We start from the raw sequence: 26,142 nt of genomic DNA, 5'->3' as shown, positions 1-26,142 counted from the left end.
GACCCACCTAAAAAGAAATAGTAGCTGCTACATAAATTAATAATTTGTTAATAATGTGTAGGAGTGTTTAGGGAGTGTTTATCGTGGAATCAATTTCAAAGATACGTAAAATGTATCATGTTGATGGCAAGGCAATTAGAGCAATTGCCAAAGAGCTTAATATATCAAAAAATACTGTTAAAAAGGTTATACGCAGTAATGCGACCAAGTTTGAATTAGCTAAATATAGTAAAGCTAAGCCAGTTTTAGGTGAATATCTTGCGATGTTAAATCAGCTATTAGCAGAGAATATCAAAGAACCAGTTAGGCGTAGAATGACTGCCAAGAAATTACATCAGCAGCTGAAGATATCAGGTTATCAAGGTAGTTATGAATCTGTGAATCTAATAGTTAGAAGATTCCGAAGAGATCATGAAGCAAAAGGTAAGCAAGTTTTTATACCACTAAATTTTGAGCTAGGAGGAGCATTCCAGTTTGATTGGGGAGAGGAAGAAATATGTTTAAATGGGGAGGTTACTAGAGTTAAAGCAGCGAGAATAAAGCTATGCTATAGTCGTTATTCTTTGGTAGTGGTTTATCCTAATGAGCAGCTGGAAATGGTTATGGATGCCCATGATCAAGCTTTCAAGTTTTTTGCTGGTTGTTGTAAGAATGGTATTTATGACAATATGAAGACGGCTGTCAAAAAAATATTGATTGGCAAGGATCGTATCTTTAACGAGAAGTTTATCCAAATGGCCTTTCACCATTTATTTGAGCCACTTGCCTGTACTCCAGCATCGGGATGGGAGAAAGGACAGGTTGAGAAACAAGTAGGAGACACTAGACGTAACTTTTTTACTCCAATATTGAAAGGAGATAGTTATGAAGCTATTAACATTCAGCTAAGAGAGATGTCTATAGAGTGGGCTAAAACTAAAAGACATCCTGAATTTACAGAAAGAACGATTCTAGAAATATATGAGGAAGAGAAGGCATATTTAATAGGATATAGAGGGCAGTTTAGCGGTTATAGATTGCATCCAACTATAGTCTCACCTTTGAGCCTTGTGCAGTATGATACCAATATGTATAGTGTTCCATGTGAATATGTAGGTCTTGCTGTACAAATTAAATCCTATGCTTGGCAGATAGCTATTCTACATGAAGGTAAGGTTATAGGAGAGCATGATCGCAGTTTCAAGCGTTACCAAAAAATTTATAATCCATGGCATTATATCTCAGCACTAGAGCGTAAACCAGGAGCTTTGCGTAATGGTGTACCCTTTAAAGAGCTGATGAGTTTATTACCAAATATATTTAGTAAGATACGCCATAAACTGGAAAACTACAAGGACGGTGATAAACAATTTGTAGCAATTCTGCAGTTTGTTAATAAGTAGGACTGGATAAGGTAACTAATGCCTGTAATCTAGCAATTACAATTGGTGGCTGCAGTGCTAAGTTAGTGGAACAATATTTACAACCATCTATGCAAGAAGATATCAATGAATATAAGTTTATTCAGTTAAAAAATCCTCCAAATGCTGATTGTAGCAGCTACAGCAAAATATATTTAACAGTCCATTCAGTAGCGGAGGGAAATTAAATGAAAGAGTTGATATTATTATTAGATAAGTTGGGTTTAGTAGGAATGAAGATGCAATTAACAGAGATGGATTTAGCAAAAGAAACGTCAGTGGAAGGAGTGTATCAAACATTAAAAAGGCTTTTTGAAGCAGAATGTCAGTATAAAAAATCACGTTCATTGAATTATCGGTTACAGCTAGCTAGGTTTCCTACAATAAAGCTACTTTCAGACACTAGCCAAGCTAAGTTGGTTGGCAATATTGATATACAGAAAGTTGTTGATAATCACCAAAATATAATGTTAATAGGCGCCTCTGGGTCAGCTAAGACTCATCTAGCAATTGGTTTAGCTTTTACTGCGGTTGAAAAGGGTTACAGGGTGAGGTTCTACACTTTAAATGAACTAGCTAGCCAATTACTCAATGCTAGAATGCATAACTATGAACTCAAATTCATCGATTCAGTTAAGAGATTCAATGTTATTGTGATAGATGAACTGGGCTATGTATACTGCTCGTAAATGAAGAGTTGGTAGACGAAGATCAAAATCAACAAGTGCTAGGAGTGTCCAAGCCGAGGAGCACAGCGTACATTAGTACGTGAGCACCGCAGGTCTTGGACAACAACAACGCAATTGTTGATTTTCATCGAGTATACCAATAAAAGCCGAGGCTAGATTCTTATTATTTGAGCTGTTTGCTAAATTATATGAACAATCTTCGCTCATTATAACGACCCATTTGAGATTTGAAGAATGGGGTGATATATTTGGTAATCCTAAGGCAACAAAGGCAATTATTGATAGGATAACGCATCATTGTCAAATCATAGAAACTGGTAATAAAAGTTTCAGAGGAGGCAAAGATGTAAATTAGTAAAGAGCAATATTGTAATAAAAAAATCATCAACTGAGTATAGTTAAATATTATCTGAATCTGAATTTTAATAATGGTTAAAATCTGATCAAAAAACTATAATTCATTTTATTTTTTAGTATGGTTTGGTGGGTCAATAGTTCATTACAATAGTGGGTCAATAGTTCGTTACAATTTACATTTTTAACAGTATTTTTTGATATATTAAGCTCTTTGGCAATTGCTCTAATTGCCTTGCCATCAACATGATACATTTTACGTATCTTTGAAATTGATTCCACGATAAACACTCCCTAAACACTCCTACACATTATTAACAAATTATTAATTTATGTAGCAGCTACTATTTCTTTTTAGGTGGGTCAATTCTCTTTACAATTCTTGCTCTAAATGGGTCAATAGTTCGTTACAATTTACAGATATGTATCAAGAAGTGTTAGATCGCTGCGTAATAGAGTTTGGTATGGATGCAAATTCTGTGAGGAAGCTAGTAGACAAAAGACATCCTGACGTGATGAAAGTATGGAATAAAATAGCCTCTGAAGAATTACAAAATTTAATGCCTGAAATAAATAGTGGTAAGCACCAAGTATCGGGTCACGTCAATTCGGGATAAGGATATTGAGAACATGTAGATTAAAATCAAATTTTGTTGAAGGTTTATTTTTTTTTAATGAGTCGGGTAATGAAAGAAAGTTACCTTTCTCCCATCCCCTAAGAACCGTACAGGATACTTTCGCATCATACGGCTCAAGCCTCTTAAAGCCCAATTTATTTAGAACCAGCTTCAACATTGAATCTCCGATTATGGATCTGTTTATGGCAATTGATGTGTAGCATCATCAAATTTGAGCTCCTATTATACTACTCATAAATGAAGAGTTGCAAAGATAGGAGAGATATTATAAAGTTTAGGACATTATGAGTAAGAATGTATTGACAGAAGAACAAAGAGAAAAGTTGAAGGAACGTCATAAGACAGAACGAGACGGACGCATACGTGATCGTATTAAGGCAGTTTTGATGTATGACGATGGGTATAGTAATAGACCTCATTCGAAACTGGTTGACGTAGTTCAAAATTATAAATGCCAGAGATCAAATTAAATCTAAGACCAAATCTTTTACGTCTATTTCGATATTTGTCAGCAATAATTTTGAACCGTTTTAGCATACCAATAACGTTTTCATTTAGAACTCTTTCTCCTGCTAACCTACGATTATTCTTTTTATCATTTTTAGTTAAAGGATTTTTCTTGCTTTTTTTCTTTGGTAATTCAGAATTATTGTGAATTTTTTGTATATACTCGATGAAAATCAACAATTGCGTTGTTGTTGTCCAAGACCTGCGGTGCTCACGTACTAATGTACGCTGTGCTCCTCGGCTTGGACACTCCTAGCACTTGTTGATTTTGATCTTCGTCTACCAACTCTTCATTTACGAGCAGTATACCTTGATATCCTGTATCAGTAATCGCTTTAACCTTAGGATGGATAAGAATTTTGGATTCCTTAAATAATCTAAAGTCATGTTTTTTACCGTTAGAAAAATCTGTACATATTACTTGGTGTGTTTTCTTGTCTACCACTATTTGAGTTTTTAGTGTATGCCTTTTCTTCTTTCCTGAATAATAGAATTTTTGTTTTTTTTGGGTCTTTCTATAGGACTCTCAGTAGCATCAATCAAGACTACTTCATAATTCATATCACTCTTCATTAGAGCTTTACGACCTGGAAGAGCAAAGTTTGGGTGTTTAACTAGGGTGTCTTCTACCCATTTAACAGCTTTATATGCTGAACTTTCACTAATCCCATAGTTCTGACCTATATGGAAATAAGTACGGTATTCTCTAAGGTATTCTAAGACCATCAGCAACTGTTCCTCCAAATTGAGCTTATTTTTACGCCCACCTTTTGATTTCTTAAGACCATCAGCTTGCCTCAAAATATCCACCATCTTTGAGAATGTTCCCTTCTTTACTCCTGTTAATCGACGAAATTTTTCATCCTCTAACTCTTTAATCTGATCGAATTTCATATTATTACTTCAAATCAGATATTTATAACACCATTCTACATCATTGTCTAGTTTCGAAAGAAGCCTAATGTAGAGATTGCTAAGGTACTACTCTTGAGCCACGAAGCGATAAGAAAACATATTGTTGATTATCAAAAAGCCAATAAGCTTAATACCGACAATGGGGGTAGTGCAAGCAAATTAAGTGATGGTGAGAAGACAGAATTAGTGACTCACCTAGAAGCAAATAATTATGTTTATGCGAAAGATATTATGCATCACATTGAGAACAAATATGGTGTGACATATACGATAACGGGAGTAACAAAATTACTATACAAACTGGGATTTGTTTACAAGAAGCCGAAAATAGTACCGGCTAAGCTGGATTTTGACAAGCAAGAATTATTTAAGTTAAACTACAGTTTGCTAAAAGGGAATCTCAGAGATAAGGAAGCTATATATTTTATGGATGGTGTTCATCCTCAGTATCAAGCAAGGGCAAGGTGTGGTTGGATAAGAAAGAACCAAGATAAAACCTTACCAACATTCAGTGGCTGGAAAAGAAAGCACATGATTGGTGCTATTAACCTAGCCGATTTGCAGTTAGTAAGTACAGAGAACCCCAAAATAAATGGGGAGCAGATAGTTAATTTTTTACAAAAGTTAGAAGAGGAGAATAGTGACAAGGAGAGAATATATTTAATCTGTGACAATGCTAGTTACCACAAATCCAAGAAAGTCAAGGAATACCTAGTAAATACGAAAATAGAGCTAGGGTGTGTCATCAATTAAGTTGACAGGAGCGTTTATTTGTTGTGTAATAGAGAAAAAATTAAGGATAAATTTTCTCTATGCGTCGATATGCTCTACGTGACGATCAATGGGATCGGATTAAAGATAAGCTACCTGGAAGGGAAGAGTCTGTTGGTGTAACAGCCAAGGATAATCGCCTATTTGTAGAAGCAGTCTTGTATCGATATAGGGCTGGTATACCTTGGAGAGACCTACCTGAACGTTTTGGAGATTTTCGAGTGATTCACCTACGTCATTCAAGGTGGAGCAAGACAGGTGTGTGGAAAAAGGTTTTTGAGATGCTGGCTGAAGATGCTGATAACGAGTATGCCATGATTGATTCAACCATTGTTAGGGCTCATCAACATAGTGCCGGTGCTAAAAAAAAGAGTTAGATGATGACCAAGCAATTGGACGAGGTAAAGGGGGGCTGAGTACTAAAATCCATGCCACATGTGACGCTCTAGGGAATCCAACGGGATTCCATCTTACCCCGGGTCAAGCTCATGATTTGCAAGGATCTGATGTTTTGATGAATGAATTGACGAAAGCGGATGCTGTACTTGCTGATAAGGCTTATGATGCCGATGTACGTATGCGAGATAAGCTGAAAGATAAGGGATGTATAGCTGTGATTCCCCCAAAGAAGAATCGTGTGAATCCAGCTAAGTATGATAAGGACCTATATAAAGCTAGGCATTTGATTGAGAACTTTTTTGCAAAATTGAAGCAATATAGAGCTATTGCAACACGATATGACAAAACATCTCAGAACTTTTTGGGTGCTGTTTATATGGCTTCCATGGTAATTTGGCTCAATTGATGACACACCCTAGTATTTTTGCCACCATATAGTCCAAATCTGAACCCAATTGAGAGATTATGGAAGTTTATGCACCGTATTACAACTAATAATAAATTTTATCATAATTTTGAACAATTTTCGGAAGCAATAAACAAATTTTTTAGCAACATCGGTGATTATAAAGATAGGTTACGTACCTTAATAAACGATAATTTCCAAACTATTACCGTTAACCATTTCTGCAACTCTTCAGGTTAATTGAGTATATCACCACCTTTTGATTTTGGGATAACATGATGTATATCCCAATCTGTTTCTAATGTGATGATTTGCGTGCAATTCGGACACTTACCTTTTTGCTTATTCCATAGACTTAATAATTTTCTGTTATCTGATAAAGATTCATACATTTTATGTTTTAATCTTTTTTCAAAATAATCATCCCATTGCTTATCATATGGATTAGCTTCGGACAAAATCTTTACATGTCGCTTAATAGGTAGTTTAGCTGGGTCAATAAGCTTATAAATAATTGGTTCTTCCCCTAATTTTGGCTTGTCAGCTATACAAGCAAATCTCCAAGCATCACCTCTTATAAACTTAAAATACTTATTCTTAACCCAGTTACTACTCTTATTTGGATGCCGACGTTTAGACCATCACCATACAATCTTAAATATCTCGTGCCTTAATTTACTGAAACTCTCTTTAGCAACTATATGTCTATGATATAAAGTCCAACCCCTGATAATAGGGTTGAGCATAGTTATCAATAAAACTTGTTTGATCATCTTATTATCTTTAGCAATTTTCCTTATCTTTCTTATGACGTTTTGTAAGTTGTTTTTAGATGGCTTGATAAGAAACTTGCCATTATATACTGCTCGTAAATGAAGAGTTGGTAGACGAAGATCAAAATCAACAAGTGCTAGGAGTGTCCAAGCCGAGGAGCACAGCGTACATTAGTACGTGAGCACCGCAGGTCTTGGACAACAACAACGCAATTGTTGATTTTCATCGAGTATATTTCCGTACATTCTGTCCTAAGAAATCAAAACCTTGATCAATATGAGTAATTTTGGTTTTAGTACTAGATAGCTTCAATCCTCGCTCTTGTAAAAATTGCTCTACAATAGGTAAAACAAGATTCTCTAATTGTTCCTTGGATCGACCTGTGATAATAAAATCATCAGCATAGATAATATAGTTGATCTTATGAGCCGGTTTTCTTGAGGATATTTTCATCGGAAACTTTTCAGCTAGTAACTTACCCAATCCACTTAGAGTCATATTCGCAAGTAATGCTGAAGCGATGCCACCTTGCGGAGTGCCAGATTCAGTAGGGTAGATATTACCAGCTTCCATATATCCAGCTTTTAGCCATTTTCTTAATATGGTTTTATCCATTGGAATATTATCTAGAAGCCATTGATGACTAATGTTATCATAACATCCTTCAATATCAGCTTCCAGTATCCATTGAGCAGCGCATTTCCTAGAAAGGACTATATAACACTGTTCTATGGCATCTGCAGCTGATCTTTCTGCTCTAAACCCATACGAATGTCTATCTGCTGTTGTTTCTGCAACTGGTTCTAATGCTAGCTTATAAAGAGCTTGCATAGCTCTATCTTTCATAGTAGGTATACCAAGTGGTCTCTTACCATTCACCTTTGGTATATAAATCCTTCTAAGAGGGGATGGATTATAACCATGTTGCCTCAAGTTTATTATTGCCTGAGATTTAAGATCAGGTGTATGCCAAATTTCTTGATCTACACCCGCAGTTCTTTTTCCTCGATTCTCAGTCACTCTTCTAACTGCAAGAGCTTTGCCGCTAAAAGAATGGGTTAATAGTCGTTGTAAAGCTTTAACTTTACCCCATCTACCTTCCTGTATTGCTTTTACGATACGCATCTGATGACTTCTAATAACTCTGTTACATCGACTCCAGTTAATACTGTGCCAACTCACATTGCTGTCAGTAGATGCACTAGCTACAATTTGATTTGTAACCACCATTTGCTTTTCTCCTTTAAAAGTTTCATCAAATTCTCTCGTAATAAGAGACCATAACGGAAGTCTGCCCGCTTTCGCGTAGGATAATGTTACAACCCTTATCTGCCTCATTACAAAACAGCCTTCGCTTTCTCCGTCTCTCCTCTACCTGCATCCCTATCAGTTTACCTTACGGCTTACTTTCCCAGTCCGGGAAGAAATACAGGCTTACTGTGTTCTATATATATGACATAGATAGGTTAGGTTCTACCTTTCTGCCGGTGATCATAAAGTCTACGTATCGTGAGCCTATAGCACAATAACCAGATCACTTATCCTTTTGGACAGAGCTTATCAGCATCTTTAGCTCCTTACGACTGTAACGACATTTATCAGTAGTTCACATATGTTAACCATACCATCTAAGCCTAGCCTCTAACCACATGATGCTTGCAGTTTAATCTTTACCTCACAGCTTAGATTCTCTTTAAAAGCCGAGTACATTGTCCTGGTAGCTTCAAACAAAGAATTACTTCAATGCATGTACCAGTAGGCTACTGTTGGTAGAACAACAGGTTTAATCAATTTTCATAGTTAAACAATCATATATATAACCTCACATCGCCCATAAGCAACAAGAGTAGATAATATATGGACAAAGGCATTTATTGGTGATCTATGTCTAGTATGTTCAAGGTTCATTTTATTTTTTAGATAATCAAAAACTGTTTCAATTAAGTTACGCTTTCGAAGTAAGATTTTTTCTTTCAAATCCATTAATTTATTTTCCATATTCTTCTTAATTCCATGAATCATTTTTAAGCCTCTTTCATATAAATTTAAGAACAAATTTTGCTTAATATAACCTTTATCAGCTGCTATAATTCCAGTTAATCTTTTTGTTAACTCCGGTACTGGAACCACAACTGTCGAAAGTTCGAAGGTATAGGTGGTTTTAGAGGATTTTCATAAGTAAAAAAGTAGATATAATCAAGTATTAGTAAACATAAAGAGGCTAATACAAATGAATATATCGGAAATAATGAATTTAATAGATAAGGAAAAATTAGAGGAATTAGGAACATTATATAAAGTTGATAAAATCAATAACAAAATTACAGGAAAATTTATTGTTAAAAATTTTGTAAAATGCGTTCTTATGAAAAGAGCTGTTAGTTTACGCTCATTAGAGATGCTATGTAATAATAGCAAAGAATTGTCTGAGTTGTTAAAATCAAAAAGACCAAACAAGAAGCAAGTAGATCATAGTTCTATTGGTAAGAGGTTGGAAAGTATAAACGTTAAATATTTTCAAGGAATTTATGAAGATTTAGTAAATAAATATAACAATAAATTTGCAGGAAATGATAAACAAAAATTTAATATATTTGATTCAACAATTATTAGTTTATCTAGTAAATTATTGAAAGATGGTATAAATGCTGGAGGGAAGGAAACAGCTAGGCATATTAAGATTAGTGTTGGATTAAAGAATTCAATAGCAAATAATATAAGATTTTGTAATGGACAATCGGAAGTCAGCGAAGATATAGCATTAGTTAAAGCGATTAACGAAGCTAAGATAGAAAAAGAAGATGTATTGCTATTTGATAGAGGAGTGTCAAGTGCAGATAGTTTTAGAGAGTTAGATAAGCAAGAAAAGAAATTTATTACCCGTATAAAGTTAAATAGAAAATATCATTTAGTTAAAAGAAACGATATAGTGAATGCAGGGAATTTAGATATTACAAGAGACGAAATAGTAAATCTATATAACAAGAAACATCAGAAAATTAATTGTAATTTAAGGTTAATTAAAGCTAAAAATGTTGCTAAAGATGAGTTATGGTTTTTGACTAACATATTAGATTTATCTGCAGAGGAGCTTGCTGAATCCTATAAGAAACGCTGGTCTATAGAATTTTTTCAAATTTATCAAACAAAATTTACAATTTAAGAATTTTGTCAGTCATAATATGAATGGAATGCAGGTATATTTATATTGCATTTTAATAGCAGCAATTTTGTTTATAATTTTTAAAATTAGTAATAAACTAACAGGATTTAAGATGGCGTTATTAAAGTTTACTTTGTTCATTGAGAAGGAACTTATTAAAGATATTGTACTTTTTTGTGGCGGTAATCCAAACTTGGTGGAGCTGAAAATATGATCCCCTTCGAACTTTCGACAGTTGTGGGTGGGTTACTCGGCTTCTACTTTGTATGATACTTTAAATCGCCTAACCACAAATAATTAAGATACGAATGCTAACGTGTACCGGCATGAAAATTAATGTAAATGTTACTGATAGTAAATGTTATAATGCTTGAAGTTAAACTGATAATGTTATAAAATGATTGTAAGTTTTAAATGTAAACATACTGAGAAATTACATAATAGAGAACTAGTTAAACGTTTTGAGGCTTTTGGCGAGCAGGCACGCAAAAAATTATATATGTTGCATACAACCGTTAATTTAGAAGATTTACGTGTTCCGCCTTCAAATCGTCTAGAAGCTCTTAAAGGTGTACGTAAAACCCAATATAGTATTCGTATCAATAAGCAATGGCGTGTGTGTTTTGTTTGGTATGACGGGAATGCTTACGATGTAGAAATTGTTGATTATCACTAATTTATTAAGAGGTATTAGCTATGACAAAGAAATTATCCCTTATTTCACCTGGTCAAATTCTTCTTGAAGAATTTATAGAGCCTATGGGAATAAGTCAAAGCCAACTAGCTCGTGATATTGGTGTACCTGTTACCCGTATAAATAATATAATTAAACACCATCGTTCTATCACAGCTGATACTGCTCTAAGGCTTGGGAAATACTTTAATGTGAATCCTCGCTGGTGGATGAACATGCAGAATCAATACGATTTGGAATTTGCCGAAGATAACGGTTGGAAGACCACAGAACAAAAAATACGTACTTTATCTGTAGCAAGTTAAACATTCATTCTAAAAATCTAATCATAGAGCAAGTTGTGATTAGGTCAAATTGCTTTTATATGTCTGACAATACTAAGATTTACCAATTTAAAGTACATCTTAAAGATATAAGTCCAATGATTTGATGTAGATTTCTAATTCAAATTTAGCTTTGCCTCTGCTTTTGAATGGTCTTGAATAGACTTATTGGTGTTAAGATACATGCAAGTACAACATATGTAATTAGGATTTAAAAACTAAATAAAATTAAATTTTTCTTATGAAACAATATCATTACTTAGTGATTATTATATTATTTATATTTAGTGGTTGTACACAAAAAAAAAAGATGACCTCACTATGTGACTCAGGTTGCCAAAAAATATATATAATAGCACCAACACAATTAAGGTTTAATAAAAAGCACCAAATTCAGGTGATAGTAATTATTGATGTATTTCGTGCTTTTACTACAGCGGCTTATGTCCTAGACCGTAATCCAACAATATATATGCTGGCAAAAGAAAGTACTATCATTTCTCGTTTGGCAACAAATTTCAATAACCCTTTATTAATTGGGAAATCAGAAAAAGGAGTAGATCTCATTTATGATATTCCAAATTCTCCAACAAGAGTTAGAGCTGTTACTATAGCTGGTAGAAGTGTATTACATAGGACAGAAGCAGGGGCTTGGGGAATTCTTCTTGCTAAGGAAGCAGATATAATACTTGCTGCAGGTTTTGTTAATGCAGGTGCAACTGCCGAATATATTAAAACACTATCAAATGCAAAAGTTATAATAATTCCTATGGGACATGAGGGTACAACTCCTTCCCTAGAAGATAATGTTTGTGCTGAATATATTAAAGATCTCATTAATGGAAAAAAGACAAATTTGACTAAATTTTTGTCTATACTTCGAGAAAGTTCAGGCAAATACTTTTTTTCTCAAGACCAGTGGCAATATCCTAAAGAAGATTTTTTTCGCTGTCTTAAAATAGACCACTTCAATTTTATAATCAAGGCAACTATTATGGATAATTATGCAATCCTAACTCGTGGTAATTAACGTTCTTAAAGGTAAGGTTTCCGGTACTATTCCTAATAGTTCAATAATTAGATTTCTAATCCCATATCCTTGCCACTTAAGCTTATTAAGGGTAGATTTAGTCATATTTTTCCATTCTTCCCGACTTACTGATTGTTTAATATCATACATGTAAGCAAAATAGGGAGTATTTATAGCAAAATGCATAGGGTGAATAGTAATAACTTTTGTTGCTTGATTCAAAACAATATTCCGCAACCTTTCATCCAGTTGCATTGGGTGATTACGCCACAAATATCCACCATCTTCCAAAGAAATAGGGACTTCAAGAAAACCAAACCGATCTTTAAAAGGAGTAATTATTTCTAGATCCGTACATACATTTGATGATATTAACATACCTGCCTCAAACATAGCTTGCTTAGATAAATTACATGTGGCAAACCGATGACAACGGAAAGCTGCCAAATTATGAGGCAAATCCATAACGTGCTTTACTACCTCTGAAATTGTAGTACCATGTGATGAATTTGTACCAAAATACGGATGGAGTCCTATTTCAATTTTATTTATAACGGCTTCTACTATAGATGAATTATGGGTACTAAAAATAGTAGGAGTAATCTTTTTATCTTCTAAAAAAGCTAAGATTCCTTCTATAGCAGGTTCACATGCCCAATCAAGGTCAACAGTTACTATAACACTCATAAGCACATCTCATGAAATTTACGAAAACGTTCTTCGTTAATATCATGCTTTGCAAATAATTCTGACATTGAACCATAAGAACGCAAGTCTTCGGTACGTTTACTAGTTGACCATGTATCATCATCTCTCATATATTGTGCATTACCATAAGACAAGATATTAAATAATGAAGCATCCATTTCTTTATTATCCTTAAAATGCAAACTTATTCTTCTTCCTGATAAGGCTTCCATACTACTATCCTTAAACTGTTCATACATTTTAGTTGAGATTGCATGGGCATTATCTTTTTCAGGGTTGTCGTATGACATATACTGATAAAATTTCCAGCATGATAAGTTACCACCTGCACTTTTTAGAGAATTAAGAATATCTTTAACTTGACTCGGTAATGTTAAATAATTTTTAGTACTAATAACACTGTGAAACTTTAATTCAATACCAGCCTTTGAAATTAAGCTACATTTATTCATAATATTTTTATAATACTCCTTATATCCACCAAAATTTCTACCAATTTCTGTCAAAAAACTATCTTCAGTACTATCAATCGTAACAGCAACAATATCGACTACTCCCTGCATTTCATTAACAACATTTTCATCTAAGTAAGTACCATTGGTATAAAGCTCTATAGTTAAGTTTTTAGCTGGATCTTCTGAACGAAATTTTCGAATATGACGAAGTAACTCAATGAACTCTTTTGGTGGATGTTTACCAAAAATAATTACTTCTCCACCTGATAATGTAAGACGGCGAAAGTTAAGTTTGTGATACAAATGGCTCACTAATTCTTTCTTGGATTCTAGATTAAGTTCTGCCTTGAGCTGATGCGGTGCATCTTCAAGTACACAATAACTGCATCTTAAATTACAACGATTTGTTATCATCCAATAGCCTTTGTAATATGAATCACTCATACATTCCTCCGTTTTTATTAAGCTACTAATTTTTTTGATACCTTAATAGAGTTCTTGTGTAATTAAGCGATCGTTTAATTACACAAGAACTCTATTAATAGTTTTAACAAACTTTCCACCAAAGTAAGTTAAAAATTCTTTATCGTATTCACTATCTCCAAATGCTTCAACTGTTCCAGACCAACTAATATGATTTAAAAGTCTATGAATTGCACGTAATTTTGAGGACTGCCAATTAGCTACAAAAGCTATTTCTTGATAAATTTCAACATGCAAATCAAAAATATCTAGTAATAAACTTATTGGCATAGACATTTGCACAACTTGTTTTGACACAGTTATCTTCCTTGCTTCTGGAACTAAGGATTGTAACTTTTTAATATCTTTCAAATCAATTGGGGTAATAAATAGTATATTACCTTCACCATCAGCAATTACAGCACCGCTATAGGCTATAATCCAATCTACTTTTAGATTATTCTGTCTAATCTCTTTAAGCAAATCATTAAGTGAACGTGCACTACATATAATTTTTGTTGAAAATTGCTGGAATTTTGACATGCATTTTTTTGTTCTTTCATAATCATTTTTATGAAAAAGTGTACCGTCAAAATCACTTATAGCTACAGCTTTTTTATTATGAATTTTTGCTACAAGTAACCTCTCAAGTATTTTATCACTATAAAGTTTACCAATTTCAAGCGACATTTCTGATAGTTTAGGTAGATTATTAAGCACTTCTTCAATAGCATCTAGTGCTTCATTATTATTACTTATGAACTTAGCATAAGGTAAATCTGATAAGAATTCAGCGGCAGCATTATTTTGTATTCTTGCTATATTCGGTATACCAGAAGCAAGAGTTTCAAAGATTGAGCGACCAAAGGTTTCACAAGTTGAGGTAGAGATATGAATGTGTAAATCTTCAATAGCCGATGCAAGTTTAGCTGGAGGTATATAGCCGGTTAATTCTATAATGTTATCAAGTCCCAATTTTTTAATTTTATTCTTAACCGCATTATAATATTCCTGATTTTGAACTGGTCCAATGATACGGAGTGTTGCCTCAGAGAATCTGTTTTTCACTTTAGCAAATAAATCTATTAATCCAAGAGTATTTTTTTGAGGCTTGATGCTACCTAAACTACAAAATACCGGTAGTTTATTAAAAAAACGAATTTTAGGTATAAGTAAACTTGTATCTACACCTCTTGGAACTACTTGAATCTTTCGTTTCGAAACTGCATAAAATTCTATTAATTGCTTTTTTTCCAAGTAACTTGGTGTTAAGACATTTTGAGTATTAGCTAGAGTCAAAAACTCCATTTCTGTATATTTGGATGGTACGTTTTCGCCAGATGCTTGGTAAGAAGGCGTCAAAAACATAGGGAATGTCCATGTTTTTATCTCTTCCCGTAATTTAATATCAATAAACCCAAATTGCATTGATATATGGATAAAAATTATATGAGTAAATTGCTGTTCAACAGATTTTACTTTTTTTGCAATAAACTCAGCATTAGCAAGCCTTTTTTCAAACCGATTATCCAAATTCACAGGATAATCAAAACTCCAAGTTGCTGACGAATTGGTTTGTCCACCAAATTGCATTATGCTTAAGCAATTTTTAAAACCTCGTTTTAGGGTATCTACCAACCTAGCTCCACCATCACGTTGAGTTTTATCAGGACTAAATTTTTCTGTAACTAATAATATTTTCATGTTTAGATACACCTTTACTTTTAGGATTTGGTAACAAAAGATTTACTTTATTCTGTATGTAAATACTTACAAAAATCATTGATTAAACAAAATATGTTGGTAAAAGAAATTTTTATATCTAAACCCTTATCGGGTTAGATATATCCTTAAATAATTCTTCATAACCTTTAAAAATTTTTAACCAACAAAATTTATCGTCCAAAGGCTTTCTAACTTGAGGATATTTTAAAATCTGTTCAACCTGATTAACTATTTGTTGAAAATCATTGAAGTTAACCAGTAATCCACGATCGGCTGTAATAACCTCTAGCAAAGCACCACTGTTACCAGCTATTATAAAAGTTCCTGCTGTTAAAGCCTCTAAAATAGAACGTCCCATTCCTTCTGAATGAATATATGAACCACCGGGAACTTCTGTTACTTTATCACAACTTAATTGCATGTAAATATCTGCATTGATAATCTCTTCACATATTTTTTCATTTTCGAGTACTCCAAGAAATTCTACAACTGAACTCAGATCATTCTTATCTACTAGTCCTTTTATTTGTTCAAGTAAAGGACCTTCCCCGGCTAACCTCAACTTAAAGCTATAGCCTCTTAACACTAACTCATGAACCAAAGATATCATTAATGAATGATTTTTATATGGAACAAAACGAGCGGCACAGAAGATAGTAAAAGGTTTATTATCTAAAATCCTTGCTGCCTTTAATGCAGATATATTTACTCCACCTACAAAACGTTTAAAAGGACATTTTATACCAATTTTACTTAAACGATTTTCCGTGTAAGTAGAATTGGTTATTAATAAATCTACAGTATCATTTAAAATATCAACCCAATATGATCGCCGCATAATATATTCTGACATTTTTCCACTAATCAAAGAAGCTTTCAAAATTTCATTACCACCTGTACGGTATATAAATTTAGTTTTTGGAAATATATTACGAAGTTGTTTAAGATCTTCTATCCATCGCCCACTATTAAAAAATATAATAACTGGATTAAATACATTATCTAATTTATTTAAATTTATTGGTTTAGTTTCTTTGTTTAATATAATACAATCTTGCCCTTCAGCATTTTTTGTAATTATACTCAAAATAGGAAACCTAGAATGAGTAGTGAAATATTCTGTAAAATATTTGGCATGCATTTCCATGCCACCGATTAATGGAGGAAGACGATCAGCAAAAAATAGAATACCTAACTTTTGCATATAGTTTCTTTTTTAAATTCTTGTTCCAAGATATTAACTATCTTCTCTGCTGCGTAACCATCCCCATAAGGAAAATGCACTCTTGACATTGCAGCCAGCAAATTCGGATTTTTTAATAAATTATTGCAATTCTTTATAATATTAACTGATTTTGTTCCTACTAATATACCTGTATTAGCTTCAATTACTTCTAATCTTTCAGTTGTATCTCTAATAATGAGTACAGGCTTTCCAATAAATGTTACTTCTTCTTGTATCCCTCCAGAATCAGTTATTACAAAAAGACATTCTTTTAGCAATTTAATAAATAGAATATGATCTATTGGTGAAACTAAATCAATATTATCTATATCTGATAATAACTTCTTCACAGCCTTACTTATAGAAGGATTAGGATGTAAACAAAATATTATTTTTATATCTAAAAACCGTTTAGAAATATTATGTAAAGCATTACAAACTTCCTTTAGCACTTCACCATGATTTTCTCTTCTATGAATTGTAACTAAGATAAATTTTGATTTATAATCTGTTTCCAATCTATATAATTTGTTATTAACAAGTCTTACTGCATCTATGGATGTATTACCTACTACCCAAATTTTATCAACTTGTACCCCTTCTTTGATAAGATTGATTTTTGCTTGATTGGTTGGCGTAAAAAAATAAGTACTAAGTTTATCTATAAAACATCTATGTACTTCCTCAGGCCATGGTGAATATATATTACCTGTCCTCAAACCTGCTTCAATATGTGCTAATGGTATACGCAAATAGAAACTAGCAAGGGCTGCTACAAAAGCTGTTGTAGTATCTCCTTGAACAATAATTAAATTTGGTCTTGATTTTTCTAATATATTACTAAATTGTGATAACATATGCACTGTGCTTTGGCAAAGAGAACCATTACTTTCTATAGGTTCAAATTGATAACTGACTTTAATGTTCATATCTAAAAGCAAAGAATCAAGTAAAGATGTATGTTGTCCGGTTATACATATCTCATTCTTAAAATACTTATTATCCTTAAAAGCTGTAATAACAGGGGCAAGTTTTATCGCCTCAGGTCGTGTCCCTATTACTGTCATTACTGTTTTCATTTTATAAATACTCCGGTAAAATCAAGAAAAATTTTTTCATGAAATAAATGGTTAGATATATCCAAAAATTCATTGTGAGCAACTAACACAACCACCATATCTGCTTTTATTAGTAAATAATTTATTGATTTTATATTTTTAACATATGGATCAAAAGCAATAACATCAAATTCTTGTTTAAGAGTCTCAGTTATTATGATAGCCGGTGATTGTCTAGTGTCAGGTACATTAGGTTTATAAGTTAGACCTAAACAAGCTATGGTTCTAACATTATTTTCTTTTGCTACTTTATTTATTTTCTGAATTACCCAATTAGTTTTATTGATATTAACTTCCCTTGCTTTTAGTGTTAACTGGACAAATCTAGGTGCTGCATTTGCTAAAAAGTACGGGTCTATAGCTATACAATGACCACCCACACCTGGACTTGGTTGTAAAATATTTACACGAGGATGCTTGTTCGCTAACCAAATCAATTCATTTATGTTTATATTAATATGATCAGCAATCATAGATAACTCATTAGCATAAGCAATGTTAATATCACGATAGGTATTTTCTGCAAGCTTAACTGCTTCTGCTGTTTTTGAATCAGTAACTTCTATCCCACCATGAATAAATGATCTATAAAAATCAGATGCTCGTATCCCAGATTGTCTGTCTATTCCCCCTACAACCCTATCATTATGTATTAATTCATTAAGAATATTACTAGGTAATATTCTTTCTGGACAATAAGCTACAAATATATTAGCACAAACAGCTCGAAGTTGTTTAGCCATTATCTCGGTTGTTCCTATCGGACATGTTGATTCAATAAGAACCAAATTATCAGTTCTAAGATAAGGTGTAATAGATTCAATTGCTGCATTTACATAAGAGATATCTGGTTTGTTTTCTAAATTTAAAGGAGTTTGTACAGTAATTATATAAATATCGGAATGTTCAATCTTTGTAGATATTTTGATATTCCCATCATGCATTCCTTTTATAAATAAATCTTTTACCTCTGCTTCAAAAGTAATATGATTAGTTGTATTTATTCTCAATATTACCTTTTCATCAATATCTACCCCGAGAACTGAATAACCTGAATTTGCTAAAACACAAGCAATAGGAAAACCTATATATCCTAACCCTATAATACAAACTTTTTTATCCATTTTACTCATAATTTTGGCTTAAACTGTCATTTACAAAATTATTTTACACTATTTATGCAACTTATGCAACATTAAATTGCACTTATTAAACTCTCTAGGTTCTATGAACAAAATGTGTGATAGTATTCGTTGTCCAAAGACAGAAGGACTACCAAGAATGAGTACTGGTATAAGATACTTTTCTTTTTGAAAACTTTATATTACACCGTCAAGTTAAATGATAAGTAATTTATATTAAAATATATTAATAATTTTACTAGGGTGTGTCATCAATTGAGCCAAATTACCATGGAAGCCATATAAACAGCACCCAAAAAGTTCTGAGATGTTTTGTCAAATCGTGTTGCAATAGCTCTATATTGCTTCAATTTTGCAAAAAAGTTCTCAATCAAATGCCTAGCTTTATATAGGTCCTTATCATACTTAGCTGGATTCACACGATTCTTCTTTGGGGGAATCACAGCTATACATCCCTTATCTTTCAGCTTATCTCGCATACGTACATCGGCATCATAAGCCTTATCAGCAAGTACAGCATCCGCTTTCGTCAATTCATTCATCAAAACATCAGATCCTTGCAAATCATGAGCTTGAGTGTGCCAAGAATCAATAACTTCATCGTAGTAAGTTATTGAATGCTTAGTAATAGATGGTGGTAGGTCCACCGAGATCGGCTAGCACGAGCAGATCTCAAACGACCCCACGGTGCTGTTTCTTTCAAGGAGATGGTGTTGAGCGGATGGGGAAAAGGCGATGTAGATCGTCACGTATGATTCAAGGAGACGAGCGTAAGCGAACCAATCGATGAGGTGTCGAAATCTGAGTAAATACTGTCAAAACTAGGGAATCTCAAGCATCGCTAGGATAAGGACTAATCGGTAATGTGTGTTTTGGATTAGTGACAGTCGATATAGAGATGGCGTGAACTTGAATTAGGCTATTACTTAGAACTTGGGAACCATTCCTATTCTCTTTTCTTCCATGGGAGTGGGGCGGATAAAGTTGTAGTAGCGATGAAGGTTTGGAAACAAACTGGAGCAAAGGGCTTTACTTTTGGAGTGATAGAAGATCAAACAACCAATTAGGTAGGAAATGATACTTATATGACTAAACATTATGATGTAAGCAAGGATGAAGTAATGAATGCTTGGAAGAGTGTTCGAAAAAGCGGAGGAGCATGTGGCTTTGATGGCATCACTATAGAAGATGTTGAAGGAGATTTGGATAATCAACTCTATAAGATATGGAATAGGATGTCAGCAGGAAGCTATATGGCTAAATCTGTGCTTTTAGTGAATATCCCTAAAGCTAAGGGGGGATATCGCCAACTTGGGATACCTACTGTTTGTGATCGCATAGCACAAGTAGTTGTTAAGAATAGACTAGAATCAATACTAGAAGACAAATTTTGCCAAAACTCGTATGCTTACAGACCCGGTAAAAGTGCAATAGATGCTGTGACGGTATGTAGAGAGAGGTGTTTTGTGCATGAGTGGTTGGTAGAGATTGATATTAAAGGATTCTTTGACAATATAGATCATGATATATTACTGGATATGCTTTTAAAACATACTGATGACAAAGTTATTGTATTATATGCGAAAAGGTTCTTGAAAGCGACAGGAATAGAGAGTGGCAGGAATATAGAAATAGCAAGGGAAAAAGGCACTCCGCAGGGTGGGGTAGTCAGTCCGATACTTGCTAATTTGTATTTACATGAAGCTTTTGATAATTGGATGCAAGAGATACATAGCAATATAAAGTATGAGAGATATGCCGATGATATTGTGGTTCATTGTTGCAGTGAGAAGCAAGCATATTTTATTAAAGAGAAAGTTCAAGCAAGGCTAAAGCAATATAAGCTAGAGCTGAACCTAGAAAAGACCAAGATAGTATACACAGGAATTAAAAACGATCATGATCATAGGAAGCATAATTTACCACGTAAATTTAGCTTTTTGGGGTATGATTTTAAGCCAAGAATATGGCACGGTAAACTTGTATATACGCCTGGAATTGGCACAGGAGCTATGAAAATGATTAAAGATAAAATAAAGAAGACGTGGCAACTTAAGGTAAGTGTGAGTGGTAGCTTAGAAGATATAGCGGAAAGGGTGAATCCGGTTATTCGAGGATGGATAAACTATTATGGTCATTATAGGAGATCGGATTTATACAAACTAGAATACGTGATAAATAACTATCTAGTGCGATTTATTAAGAAGAAGTACGAGAGTTATGCAACATGGAATAAGGCTTGGAAACACTTAGGCAAACTAAAAGCAGAATCAGCTCACACATTTTGTCATTGGTACATGATAAGTGAATCCAAAGGAAGAGCCGTATAACGCGAGAGTGTTACGTACGGTTCTGTGAGCTTACTATTACCCACAAATATTAGAGTTAGCTAATTGATAACCTTGAACTAGATCAAATAACCGTTGCCATCCTCTCCACAATACAATAGGACCAGGCTCTAGATCATTTTTTCTTGCTAAATACCCACCCAATTTAGCAACCCATATTATAGCATTTTTTATTGTAGGAATTGTATTATTAGGGGGAGCTGCTTTGTGTATCTTTACATACAAAACTCGCCATTCTTCTTCAGCTAATATTACACTACATGGTAGATTAGGATTAGTTCTGCCAATTAAAGTAATAAAAAAAATTCTCCAAGCAATTATGCTCATGATTGTCAAGTATTTTATTAATCTTTCTCCTGTTGCAAGTCTACATTGTTCAACCCTAAATCCAGATTTTAAAATTTTATGAAAAATTTCAATTCTCCATCTTAAACAATACCATCTTACTTTCTCTATAGCTTCTTCAAAATTATTGATAACTATATTGGTTAGTAACATCCATTCTAATGGTGTTGTTCCACTAGGGGGACGACGCTCAATAACATTGATGGCATATACTGGTAAATTTGGCAATGTTTCTGTTTTATGTCTTACATTGTTTACAGGAGGATTCATTATAAATTTTCCAAATCTAACTTCCAAATGTCTAATCCTATTAGCTTTATTTTCTTGACTAGTATCTTTAACTGCTATTTCTCCAGCACACTGGAAACCCGATACTACCTTCCACAAATATTGTCTATCTTTTTTGGAATATTTTGACTTTTTATTTATTTCTCTATCCTGTGCAGCTCTAACTAAAACTTTAGATTTCTGAGCTTGTGCCAATTCAAAAAAATCATATATATCAGCTTCTCTATCACAAACAGTTATAATTTGGGTATTACTATTATTCGTTGCATTAATAGTGTTCTGTAATGCATTAAGCCACTTCATACTTTCTTTATCTTTAATATGTACCGCATTACCATGACTAGTTTTTTTTAACTGTTGTATTTCTTCAGGCACTGCTGGTCTATTGTGAATCTTTTGATCCAACAACCCAAGTGCTAATCCATTGGTAGCAACCGCAAAGGCAGTATGCATTATCAGACCTTTACATTCAATATTTTTAACATTCTTTCCCTCTTTTCTTGATAACACACCCAATCCAGTAGTTTTTTTATGACTAGTATATGTGATATAACTAGTATCTTGTATAACAAGAACTTTATCATGCTCTTTGATTCTTTCTACTGCTTTAGCAATATGGGCTTCTAATATTTTTGATTCCTTAACATTATCGTTTTTAAAAAAACGATATGCTGCTTTTGTTTCTGCCCAATTTCCACATGCTTGATTAATTGAGCTTTCAGGTATATTTGCAAAATTATCAGCTATCTTTATTAACCTATTTGTCAGCCTTTTATCACCCAAAATAGCTCCACTAAATTCCTCGGTCAAATAATTATTTATTATTTCTTGACTCATACTATACCTTTACAATGTAATATTTTAATTGCAAATCAGTATATTATTTTTACTTCTTTTTCACCATTGTTATTTTGTGGGTAATAGTAAGGTTATTTTAGTAGCCGTGTTGGTGCTTTCATTTCTAGTAATTTGCTGCTGGGTCATTTAAATTTATCCTTCAATTATTCTCTAGTAAAGCATAGAAGATTAACTAAAAACGAATAGTTGACATTTTTACCCATTTATTTTGTTGTTTGGTAGTCTTGACAACTACATAATGAATATATTAGAATACAATGTATTCAACAATACATTGACATTATTATGACCACAATTACTACACGTATTCCAGATGATTTAAATAACTCTTTATCTTTGATAGCTAAATCAATGGAAAGATCAAAAAGCTATATTGTTCATAAAGCAATTGAAAGCTACATTAAAGAACAACTAGAAGATATAGAGGATGTAGAAGATGCTTTAGTACGAATAAAAAGTCCAAACAGAAAATTTTATACTTCTGAAGAAATGAAACAAAGATTAGAAGAAAGATATCGTGCAGAGCATGGTTTATAAAACTAAATGGGAGGATAAAGTAGATGCAGATTTATCAAATATTTCTCCTGATATCGCTTTAAAAATATATAATAAAGTGGAAAACTATTTAACATCGATGCCACAAAAATTAGGAAAGCCGTTAATTGGTAAATACAAAGGTCTTTATCGATATAGATACGGTGACTACAGAATACTTTATGAAATTGATTTAGAAAATAATTTGCTCATTATAAATAAAATAGGACATAGAAGTAATATTTATTAGTTTAGAATTTTTATATTGATTTGTATTATCAGTAAGAGGTAGTAGGCTACTTATATAGTTAAGTCCATAGGATTAGGTGACAAAGAACATAACGATTGTAAGTTGTCATTCTTAGCAACGGCGGGAATCTAGATACCTGCCTTCGCAGGTATGACACAAAATTTGTATCACCTAATTCAATAGGTTTCACTATAACAGTTGGTAAGAAAATAAAAAATCTAATAATTGTCGGTGGTGATAGATGCCAATTTTATTTTTAGCATTTGTTATATGTTTTTCTGCAGTTCTGTACGATATGCCTAGTCTAGCTGCTATGTGCTTTTTAGGAAAGCCAAGAGCTGCAAGTGTAAGACATTCCATAGATCTTTGAGTAAGAATGAAAGACTTGCCTAAATATTTTACGTTAATTTTAGTTGTTTGCATAATAGGGTTATTTTAGTTAATTGTTTAAAACCCCTTCAGGAAATAATTCTGCCAAGCTATTGGGGCTAAAAATTTTTACGTATAAGCCATTGTTGTGTAAGTTTTGGCAGTATGAATTACTGCATCTTATACTACCTAGAACTAGGCTAACGTAAAGACTTACAAGACTAATAAACTGTTCAAAAGATTCAAAGTGGCTAAGGTAATAGCTAATAATTTCCGGACTATTAGTTGATGGCAAAAAATAAAACCCTTCAATTTTATCTTTGGTTCTTTGGTAAATGACAAAACTGTTACATGCTTGCTGACTGTAGAATTGTATTAGAGATTGGTAGCTAAGATTTTTGTTTTGGCTATTGTCAATATTTTTGGTGCAAAAATTCCGGGTACAGAAACCCATAGTTGTGCCATTGCTTAAAAATTGACGATAGCCAAATTCTTGAATCTGTAAGTTAAACGTACCAGTTAATTGGTCAATCAGTTTTGCTTGTAGTACATTTTTTACTAAACCAGTAAACACAACTTCATTGATTAAACACTGGTTCATTAGCCGCTCACTCATTGGATATTTAATCATTTTTTTACCATTTTGTTCATGCTTACTCTCACTATTTTTGTAAATTTCATTAGACTTCTCGCATAATACTACTTCTGCTGGTGATTTAGACAATGAGTCTAGACTCAAATCCGTAACAGAATTTGAGTACGCTGCGGATTGAGGTTCTGAGTCTCCGTCAAATCCTTGCACAAAAGCAAATTCTGCAAGAAGTCCATTAACTGGCTTCATTGAAGCAAGCTGAGGTTGAGATTTTTCTAAGGTAGTTTTGTTCATAATTTTTACTCTAATTGCCTTTATTAATCACAGTATGACAAGGTTTTTTTATAAAACAATAGGCTTTTCATTGCATGAAATGGTCTTTTATATAAAAAAGAAAGACTAAAGCAAAAAAATAATTTAAATTATTTCATATTGTGAAATTTATTTTATCAAATGCACCTTTAACTTCCACTTGCCACTACCCCGCCTAACAGTATCGTTTTATCTCTGCGGTGAAATAAGCAAATGACCTTGGGTGTTCAAGTTGATGCTGGCAAATGCGAGCTACTACTTGCTCGATTTTTTGGTAGATAAAATCTTTGCTAATACCGCTTTCTAGCCATTCTATAAGCAACGACGCATCTGCTGGTAAAACCATATCGTGCTTATTGAACAACCCTTGTAGCTTTTGAGTTAGTTCTGCTATTTCGGTTTTTGCTAATTTGGCAATCACTGGTGACTTATCCACAGGTCTATCATCATCCTCTAATCTTATATCAATATAATTATCTTTAGACATGCGCGCGCAGGTAATACGATCGTATATACGGTCGTATTTAATTTGTGTATACGATCGTATCGTTAGAGTTGACTCTTTTTTGTCCTCAAATTTGCTAATGTACTTACGATGTTTTCCCCATCTTTTTGCTACATTCAAGGAATTTTGTCGTGATATTTTTATGACCTTTTGATATTCTTTTTTCAACTGTAAATGCGTAATGTTTTTATCAGAAAAAATGAAAAATTTTTTCAAAATTCTTTTATAATTTTGCCATTTTTTTAGGGAAATTTTTAAAAAATTGACCAATTTTTGGTCATTATTTGGCAGTTTTCCACAACTTATCCACATATGTTCAAGTAGTCTAATGTAAATACCTAATTCATCATGTTTAAGTAAATCAGTACCTTCAAGAAAAGATGAAAGAGAAGAGGGTTTGCTGGTTGGTTGTAACATACAATTCTCCTAATAATTTGGTTAGTAAAATACTTATAAAAAATCTTCAAAAACGCTAAAAAGTTGAAAAACAAAAAATTATTTCAAGGCAAATCAAAAAAACTCTAAAAATTTTTAAAAAAATATTGAAAAAAAACAAAAATTTTGGACTTATCCACAAGGTTAAAAAAGTTATACACACGATATCCACATATTATACACACACTTATACACGGATTAATGCACGGATTTTGTGGATAACTTTTACCACTTAGTACCTAAAATTAAGAAGATTTTATTGATATTTACAACTAATAATAACCTTGCTATTTCGGTTAGCTATAAAAACATATAATCAACTCAAATGATTATATGTAATAAAAATAACAACCTAAAGTAAATGTTATAGATAAGCTATTTAAGTATAAGATTATTCTCTACCACTTA

28 protein-coding genes and 4 pseudogenes are annotated in these 26,142 nt (G+C 33.0%); 15 read left to right on the top strand and 17 right to left on the bottom strand.

Annotation, left to right across the window (positions count from 1 at the left end; all coding sequences use genetic code 11):
* The first annotated feature begins 83 nt into the window (after positions 1-83).
* From istA to AAGD29_RS07720, 3 genes are all read left to right on the top strand, one after another.
* Entirely contained in the window at positions 84-1,382 is a 1,299-nt protein-coding gene (istA, locus tag AAGD29_RS07730; RefSeq protein ID WP_341757703.1) for an IS21 family transposase, read from the top strand.
* A gap of 206 nt (positions 1,383-1,588) precedes the next feature.
* Positions 1,589-2,089, top strand: coding sequence for an ATP-binding protein (locus AAGD29_RS07725; RefSeq protein ID WP_341757702.1), 501 nt, complete (start codon positions 1,589-1,591; stop codon positions 2,087-2,089).
* A gap of 133 nt (positions 2,090-2,222) precedes the next feature.
* Positions 2,223-2,444 carry an ATP-binding protein gene (locus AAGD29_RS07720; RefSeq protein WP_410521202.1) on the top strand — a complete coding sequence of 74 codons (222 nt, stop codon included), beginning with the start codon at positions 2,223-2,225 and terminating at the stop codon, positions 2,442-2,444.
* Between the two features lie 77 nt (positions 2,445-2,521).
* Here AAGD29_RS07720 and AAGD29_RS07715 read toward each other — a convergent pair whose 3' ends face one another.
* Positions 2,522-2,725, bottom strand: a complete 204-nt coding sequence (locus AAGD29_RS07715; protein WP_341757701.1) for a hypothetical protein — start codon at positions 2,723-2,725, stop codon at positions 2,522-2,524.
* Positions 2,726-2,865: 140 nt separating this feature from the next.
* Here AAGD29_RS07715 and AAGD29_RS07710 point away from each other — a divergent pair, with 140 nt between their 5' ends.
* Positions 2,866-3,060, top strand: coding sequence for a hypothetical protein (locus AAGD29_RS07710; RefSeq protein WP_341757700.1), 195 nt, complete (start codon positions 2,866-2,868; stop codon positions 3,058-3,060).
* Positions 3,061-3,453: 393 nt separating this feature from the next.
* Here the strand turns inward: AAGD29_RS07710 and AAGD29_RS10350 are convergent.
* Positions 3,454-4,482: pseudogene (locus tag AAGD29_RS10350) on the bottom strand (IS5 family transposase).
* 72 nt (positions 4,483-4,554) lie between these two features.
* On the opposite strand from AAGD29_RS10350, the pseudogene AAGD29_RS07695 reads away from it, so the two are divergent.
* From AAGD29_RS07695 to AAGD29_RS07685, 3 genes and pseudogenes are all read left to right on the top strand, one after another.
* Positions 4,555-5,256, top strand: a pseudogene (locus AAGD29_RS07695) (IS630 family transposase); the annotation flags it as partial.
* Between the two features lie 59 nt (positions 5,257-5,315).
* A protein-coding gene (locus AAGD29_RS07690) for an IS5 family transposase (RefSeq protein ID WP_341757317.1) occupies positions 5,316-6,079 on the top strand; the annotation gives its coding sequence in 2 pieces (ribosomal slippage) (positions 5,316-5,648 and positions 5,651-6,079; 762 coding nt in all).
* 18 nt (positions 6,080-6,097) lie between these two features.
* The gene (locus AAGD29_RS07685) at positions 6,098-6,319 is read left to right on the top strand and encodes a transposase (protein ID WP_341757360.1); all 222 of its coding nucleotides are present in this window, start codon (positions 6,098-6,100) and stop codon (positions 6,317-6,319) included.
* Here AAGD29_RS07685 and AAGD29_RS07680 read toward each other — a convergent pair.
* The 4 genes and pseudogenes from AAGD29_RS07680 to AAGD29_RS07665 all read right to left on the bottom strand — a co-directional run.
* Positions 6,316-6,537: a hypothetical protein gene (locus tag AAGD29_RS07680; protein ID WP_341757698.1), complete on the bottom strand. Its 222-nt coding sequence runs from the start codon at positions 6,535-6,537 to the stop codon at positions 6,316-6,318. The genes AAGD29_RS07685 and AAGD29_RS07680 overlap by 4 nt on opposite strands.
* A gap of 183 nt (positions 6,538-6,720) precedes the next feature.
* Positions 6,721-6,888, bottom strand: a complete 168-nt coding sequence (locus AAGD29_RS07675) for a group II intron maturase-specific domain-containing protein (protein WP_410521201.1) — start codon at positions 6,886-6,888, stop codon at positions 6,721-6,723.
* Between the two features lie 196 nt (positions 6,889-7,084).
* Positions 7,085-8,083: pseudogene (locus tag AAGD29_RS07670) on the bottom strand (reverse transcriptase domain-containing protein); the annotation flags it as partial.
* A 570-nt stretch (positions 8,084-8,653) separates the two neighbouring features.
* Positions 8,654-8,977: pseudogene (locus AAGD29_RS07665) on the bottom strand (transposase); the annotation flags it as partial.
* A 106-nt stretch (positions 8,978-9,083) separates the two neighbouring features.
* On the opposite strand from AAGD29_RS07665, the gene AAGD29_RS07660 reads away from it, so the two are divergent.
* From AAGD29_RS07660 to AAGD29_RS07640, 5 genes are all read left to right on the top strand, one after another.
* Entirely contained in the window at positions 9,084-10,016 is a 933-nt protein-coding gene (locus tag AAGD29_RS07660) for an IS4 family transposase (protein WP_341757696.1), read from the top strand.
* Positions 10,017-10,035: 19 nt separating this feature from the next.
* Positions 10,036-10,230, top strand: a complete 195-nt coding sequence (locus AAGD29_RS07655; protein WP_341757695.1) for a hypothetical protein — start codon at positions 10,036-10,038, stop codon at positions 10,228-10,230.
* Between the two features lie 183 nt (positions 10,231-10,413).
* Positions 10,414-10,692 carry a type II toxin-antitoxin system RelE/ParE family toxin gene (locus tag AAGD29_RS07650; protein ID WP_341751247.1) on the top strand — a complete coding sequence of 93 codons (279 nt, stop codon included), beginning with the start codon at positions 10,414-10,416 and terminating at the stop codon, positions 10,690-10,692.
* 20 nt (positions 10,693-10,712) lie between these two features.
* Positions 10,713-11,015, top strand: coding sequence for a HigA family addiction module antitoxin (locus tag AAGD29_RS07645; protein WP_341757694.1), 303 nt, complete (start codon positions 10,713-10,715; stop codon positions 11,013-11,015).
* Between the two features lie 259 nt (positions 11,016-11,274).
* A complete protein-coding gene (locus tag AAGD29_RS07640) occupies positions 11,275-12,063 on the top strand; it encodes a 2-phosphosulfolactate phosphatase (RefSeq protein ID WP_341757693.1) in 789 nt (262 codons plus the stop codon).
* Here AAGD29_RS07640 and AAGD29_RS07635 read toward each other — a convergent pair.
* The 7 genes from AAGD29_RS07635 to AAGD29_RS07605 form a co-directional block, all read right to left on the bottom strand.
* On the bottom strand, positions 12,046-12,750 hold the full coding sequence (locus AAGD29_RS07635; protein WP_341757692.1) for a hypothetical protein: 705 nt from the start codon (positions 12,748-12,750) through the stop codon (positions 12,046-12,048). The two genes, AAGD29_RS07640 and AAGD29_RS07635, sit on opposite strands and share 18 nt — an antisense overlap.
* The gene (locus tag AAGD29_RS07630) at positions 12,747-13,670 is read right to left on the bottom strand and encodes a radical SAM protein (protein ID WP_341757691.1); all 924 of its coding nucleotides are present in this window, start codon (positions 13,668-13,670) and stop codon (positions 12,747-12,749) included. The genes AAGD29_RS07635 and AAGD29_RS07630 overlap by 4 nt, the downstream gene beginning before the upstream one ends.
* A 78-nt stretch (positions 13,671-13,748) precedes the next feature.
* Complete coding sequence (locus tag AAGD29_RS07625; protein ID WP_341757690.1) at positions 13,749-15,392, bottom strand: glycosyltransferase; 1,644 nt, start codon at positions 15,390-15,392, stop codon at positions 13,749-13,751.
* A 118-nt stretch (positions 15,393-15,510) separates the two neighbouring features.
* On the bottom strand, positions 15,511-16,617 hold the full coding sequence (locus AAGD29_RS07620) for a glycosyltransferase family 4 protein (RefSeq protein ID WP_341757689.1): 1,107 nt from the start codon (positions 16,615-16,617) through the stop codon (positions 15,511-15,513).
* Positions 16,605-17,705 (bottom strand): non-hydrolyzing UDP-N-acetylglucosamine 2-epimerase, encoded by a 1,101-nt coding sequence (wecB, locus tag AAGD29_RS07615; protein ID WP_341757688.1) that lies wholly within the window; start codon positions 17,703-17,705, stop codon positions 16,605-16,607. Before wecB ends, AAGD29_RS07620 begins: the two co-directional genes overlap by 13 nt.
* Before the next feature lie 8 nt (positions 17,706-17,713).
* On the bottom strand, positions 17,714-18,889 hold the full coding sequence (locus AAGD29_RS07610) for a nucleotide sugar dehydrogenase (RefSeq protein ID WP_341757687.1): 1,176 nt from the start codon (positions 18,887-18,889) through the stop codon (positions 17,714-17,716).
* Positions 18,890-19,149: 260 nt separating this feature from the next.
* Positions 19,150-19,545 (bottom strand): transposase, encoded by a 396-nt coding sequence (locus tag AAGD29_RS07605; RefSeq protein ID WP_410521141.1) that lies wholly within the window; start codon positions 19,543-19,545, stop codon positions 19,150-19,152.
* A gap of 438 nt (positions 19,546-19,983) precedes the next feature.
* Between AAGD29_RS07605 and ltrA the strand changes: the two genes are divergently transcribed.
* Complete coding sequence (ltrA, locus tag AAGD29_RS07600; protein ID WP_341757463.1) at positions 19,984-21,228, top strand: group II intron reverse transcriptase/maturase; 1,245 nt, start codon at positions 19,984-19,986, stop codon at positions 21,226-21,228.
* A 36-nt stretch (positions 21,229-21,264) separates the two neighbouring features.
* On the opposite strand, the gene AAGD29_RS07595 is transcribed toward ltrA, so the two are convergent.
* The gene (locus AAGD29_RS07595) at positions 21,265-22,716 is read right to left on the bottom strand and encodes an IS4 family transposase (protein WP_341757292.1); all 1,452 of its coding nucleotides are present in this window, start codon (positions 22,714-22,716) and stop codon (positions 21,265-21,267) included.
* A 306-nt stretch (positions 22,717-23,022) separates the two neighbouring features.
* On the opposite strand from AAGD29_RS07595, the gene AAGD29_RS07590 reads away from it, so the two are divergent.
* Positions 23,023-23,274 (top strand): ribbon-helix-helix domain-containing protein, encoded by a 252-nt coding sequence (locus AAGD29_RS07590; RefSeq protein WP_341757686.1) that lies wholly within the window; start codon positions 23,023-23,025, stop codon positions 23,272-23,274.
* Positions 23,264-23,521, top strand: a complete 258-nt coding sequence (locus AAGD29_RS07585; protein WP_341757685.1) for a type II toxin-antitoxin system RelE/ParE family toxin — start codon at positions 23,264-23,266, stop codon at positions 23,519-23,521. Before AAGD29_RS07590 ends, AAGD29_RS07585 begins: the two co-directional genes overlap by 11 nt.
* Before the next feature lie 189 nt (positions 23,522-23,710).
* Here AAGD29_RS07585 and AAGD29_RS07580 read toward each other — a convergent pair whose 3' ends face one another.
* From AAGD29_RS07580 to AAGD29_RS07570, 3 genes are all read right to left on the bottom strand, one after another.
* Positions 23,711-23,944: a helix-turn-helix transcriptional regulator gene (locus tag AAGD29_RS07580; RefSeq protein ID WP_341757684.1), complete on the bottom strand. Its 234-nt coding sequence runs from the start codon at positions 23,942-23,944 to the stop codon at positions 23,711-23,713.
* Between the two features lie 16 nt (positions 23,945-23,960).
* Positions 23,961-24,776, bottom strand: a complete 816-nt coding sequence (locus tag AAGD29_RS07575; protein WP_341757683.1) for a hypothetical protein — start codon at positions 24,774-24,776, stop codon at positions 23,961-23,963.
* 193 nt (positions 24,777-24,969) lie between these two features.
* Entirely contained in the window at positions 24,970-25,716 is a 747-nt protein-coding gene (locus tag AAGD29_RS07570; RefSeq protein ID WP_341757682.1) for a DUF1376 domain-containing protein, read from the bottom strand.
* Between the last annotated feature and the right edge of the window lie 426 nt (positions 25,717-26,142).

The organism is Candidatus Tisiphia endosymbiont of Ditula angustiorana (assembly GCF_964026425.1).
Classification (GTDB): Bacteria; Pseudomonadota; Alphaproteobacteria; order Rickettsiales; family Rickettsiaceae; genus Tisiphia.
This window is presented reverse-complemented; position numbering and strand designations above follow the sequence as displayed.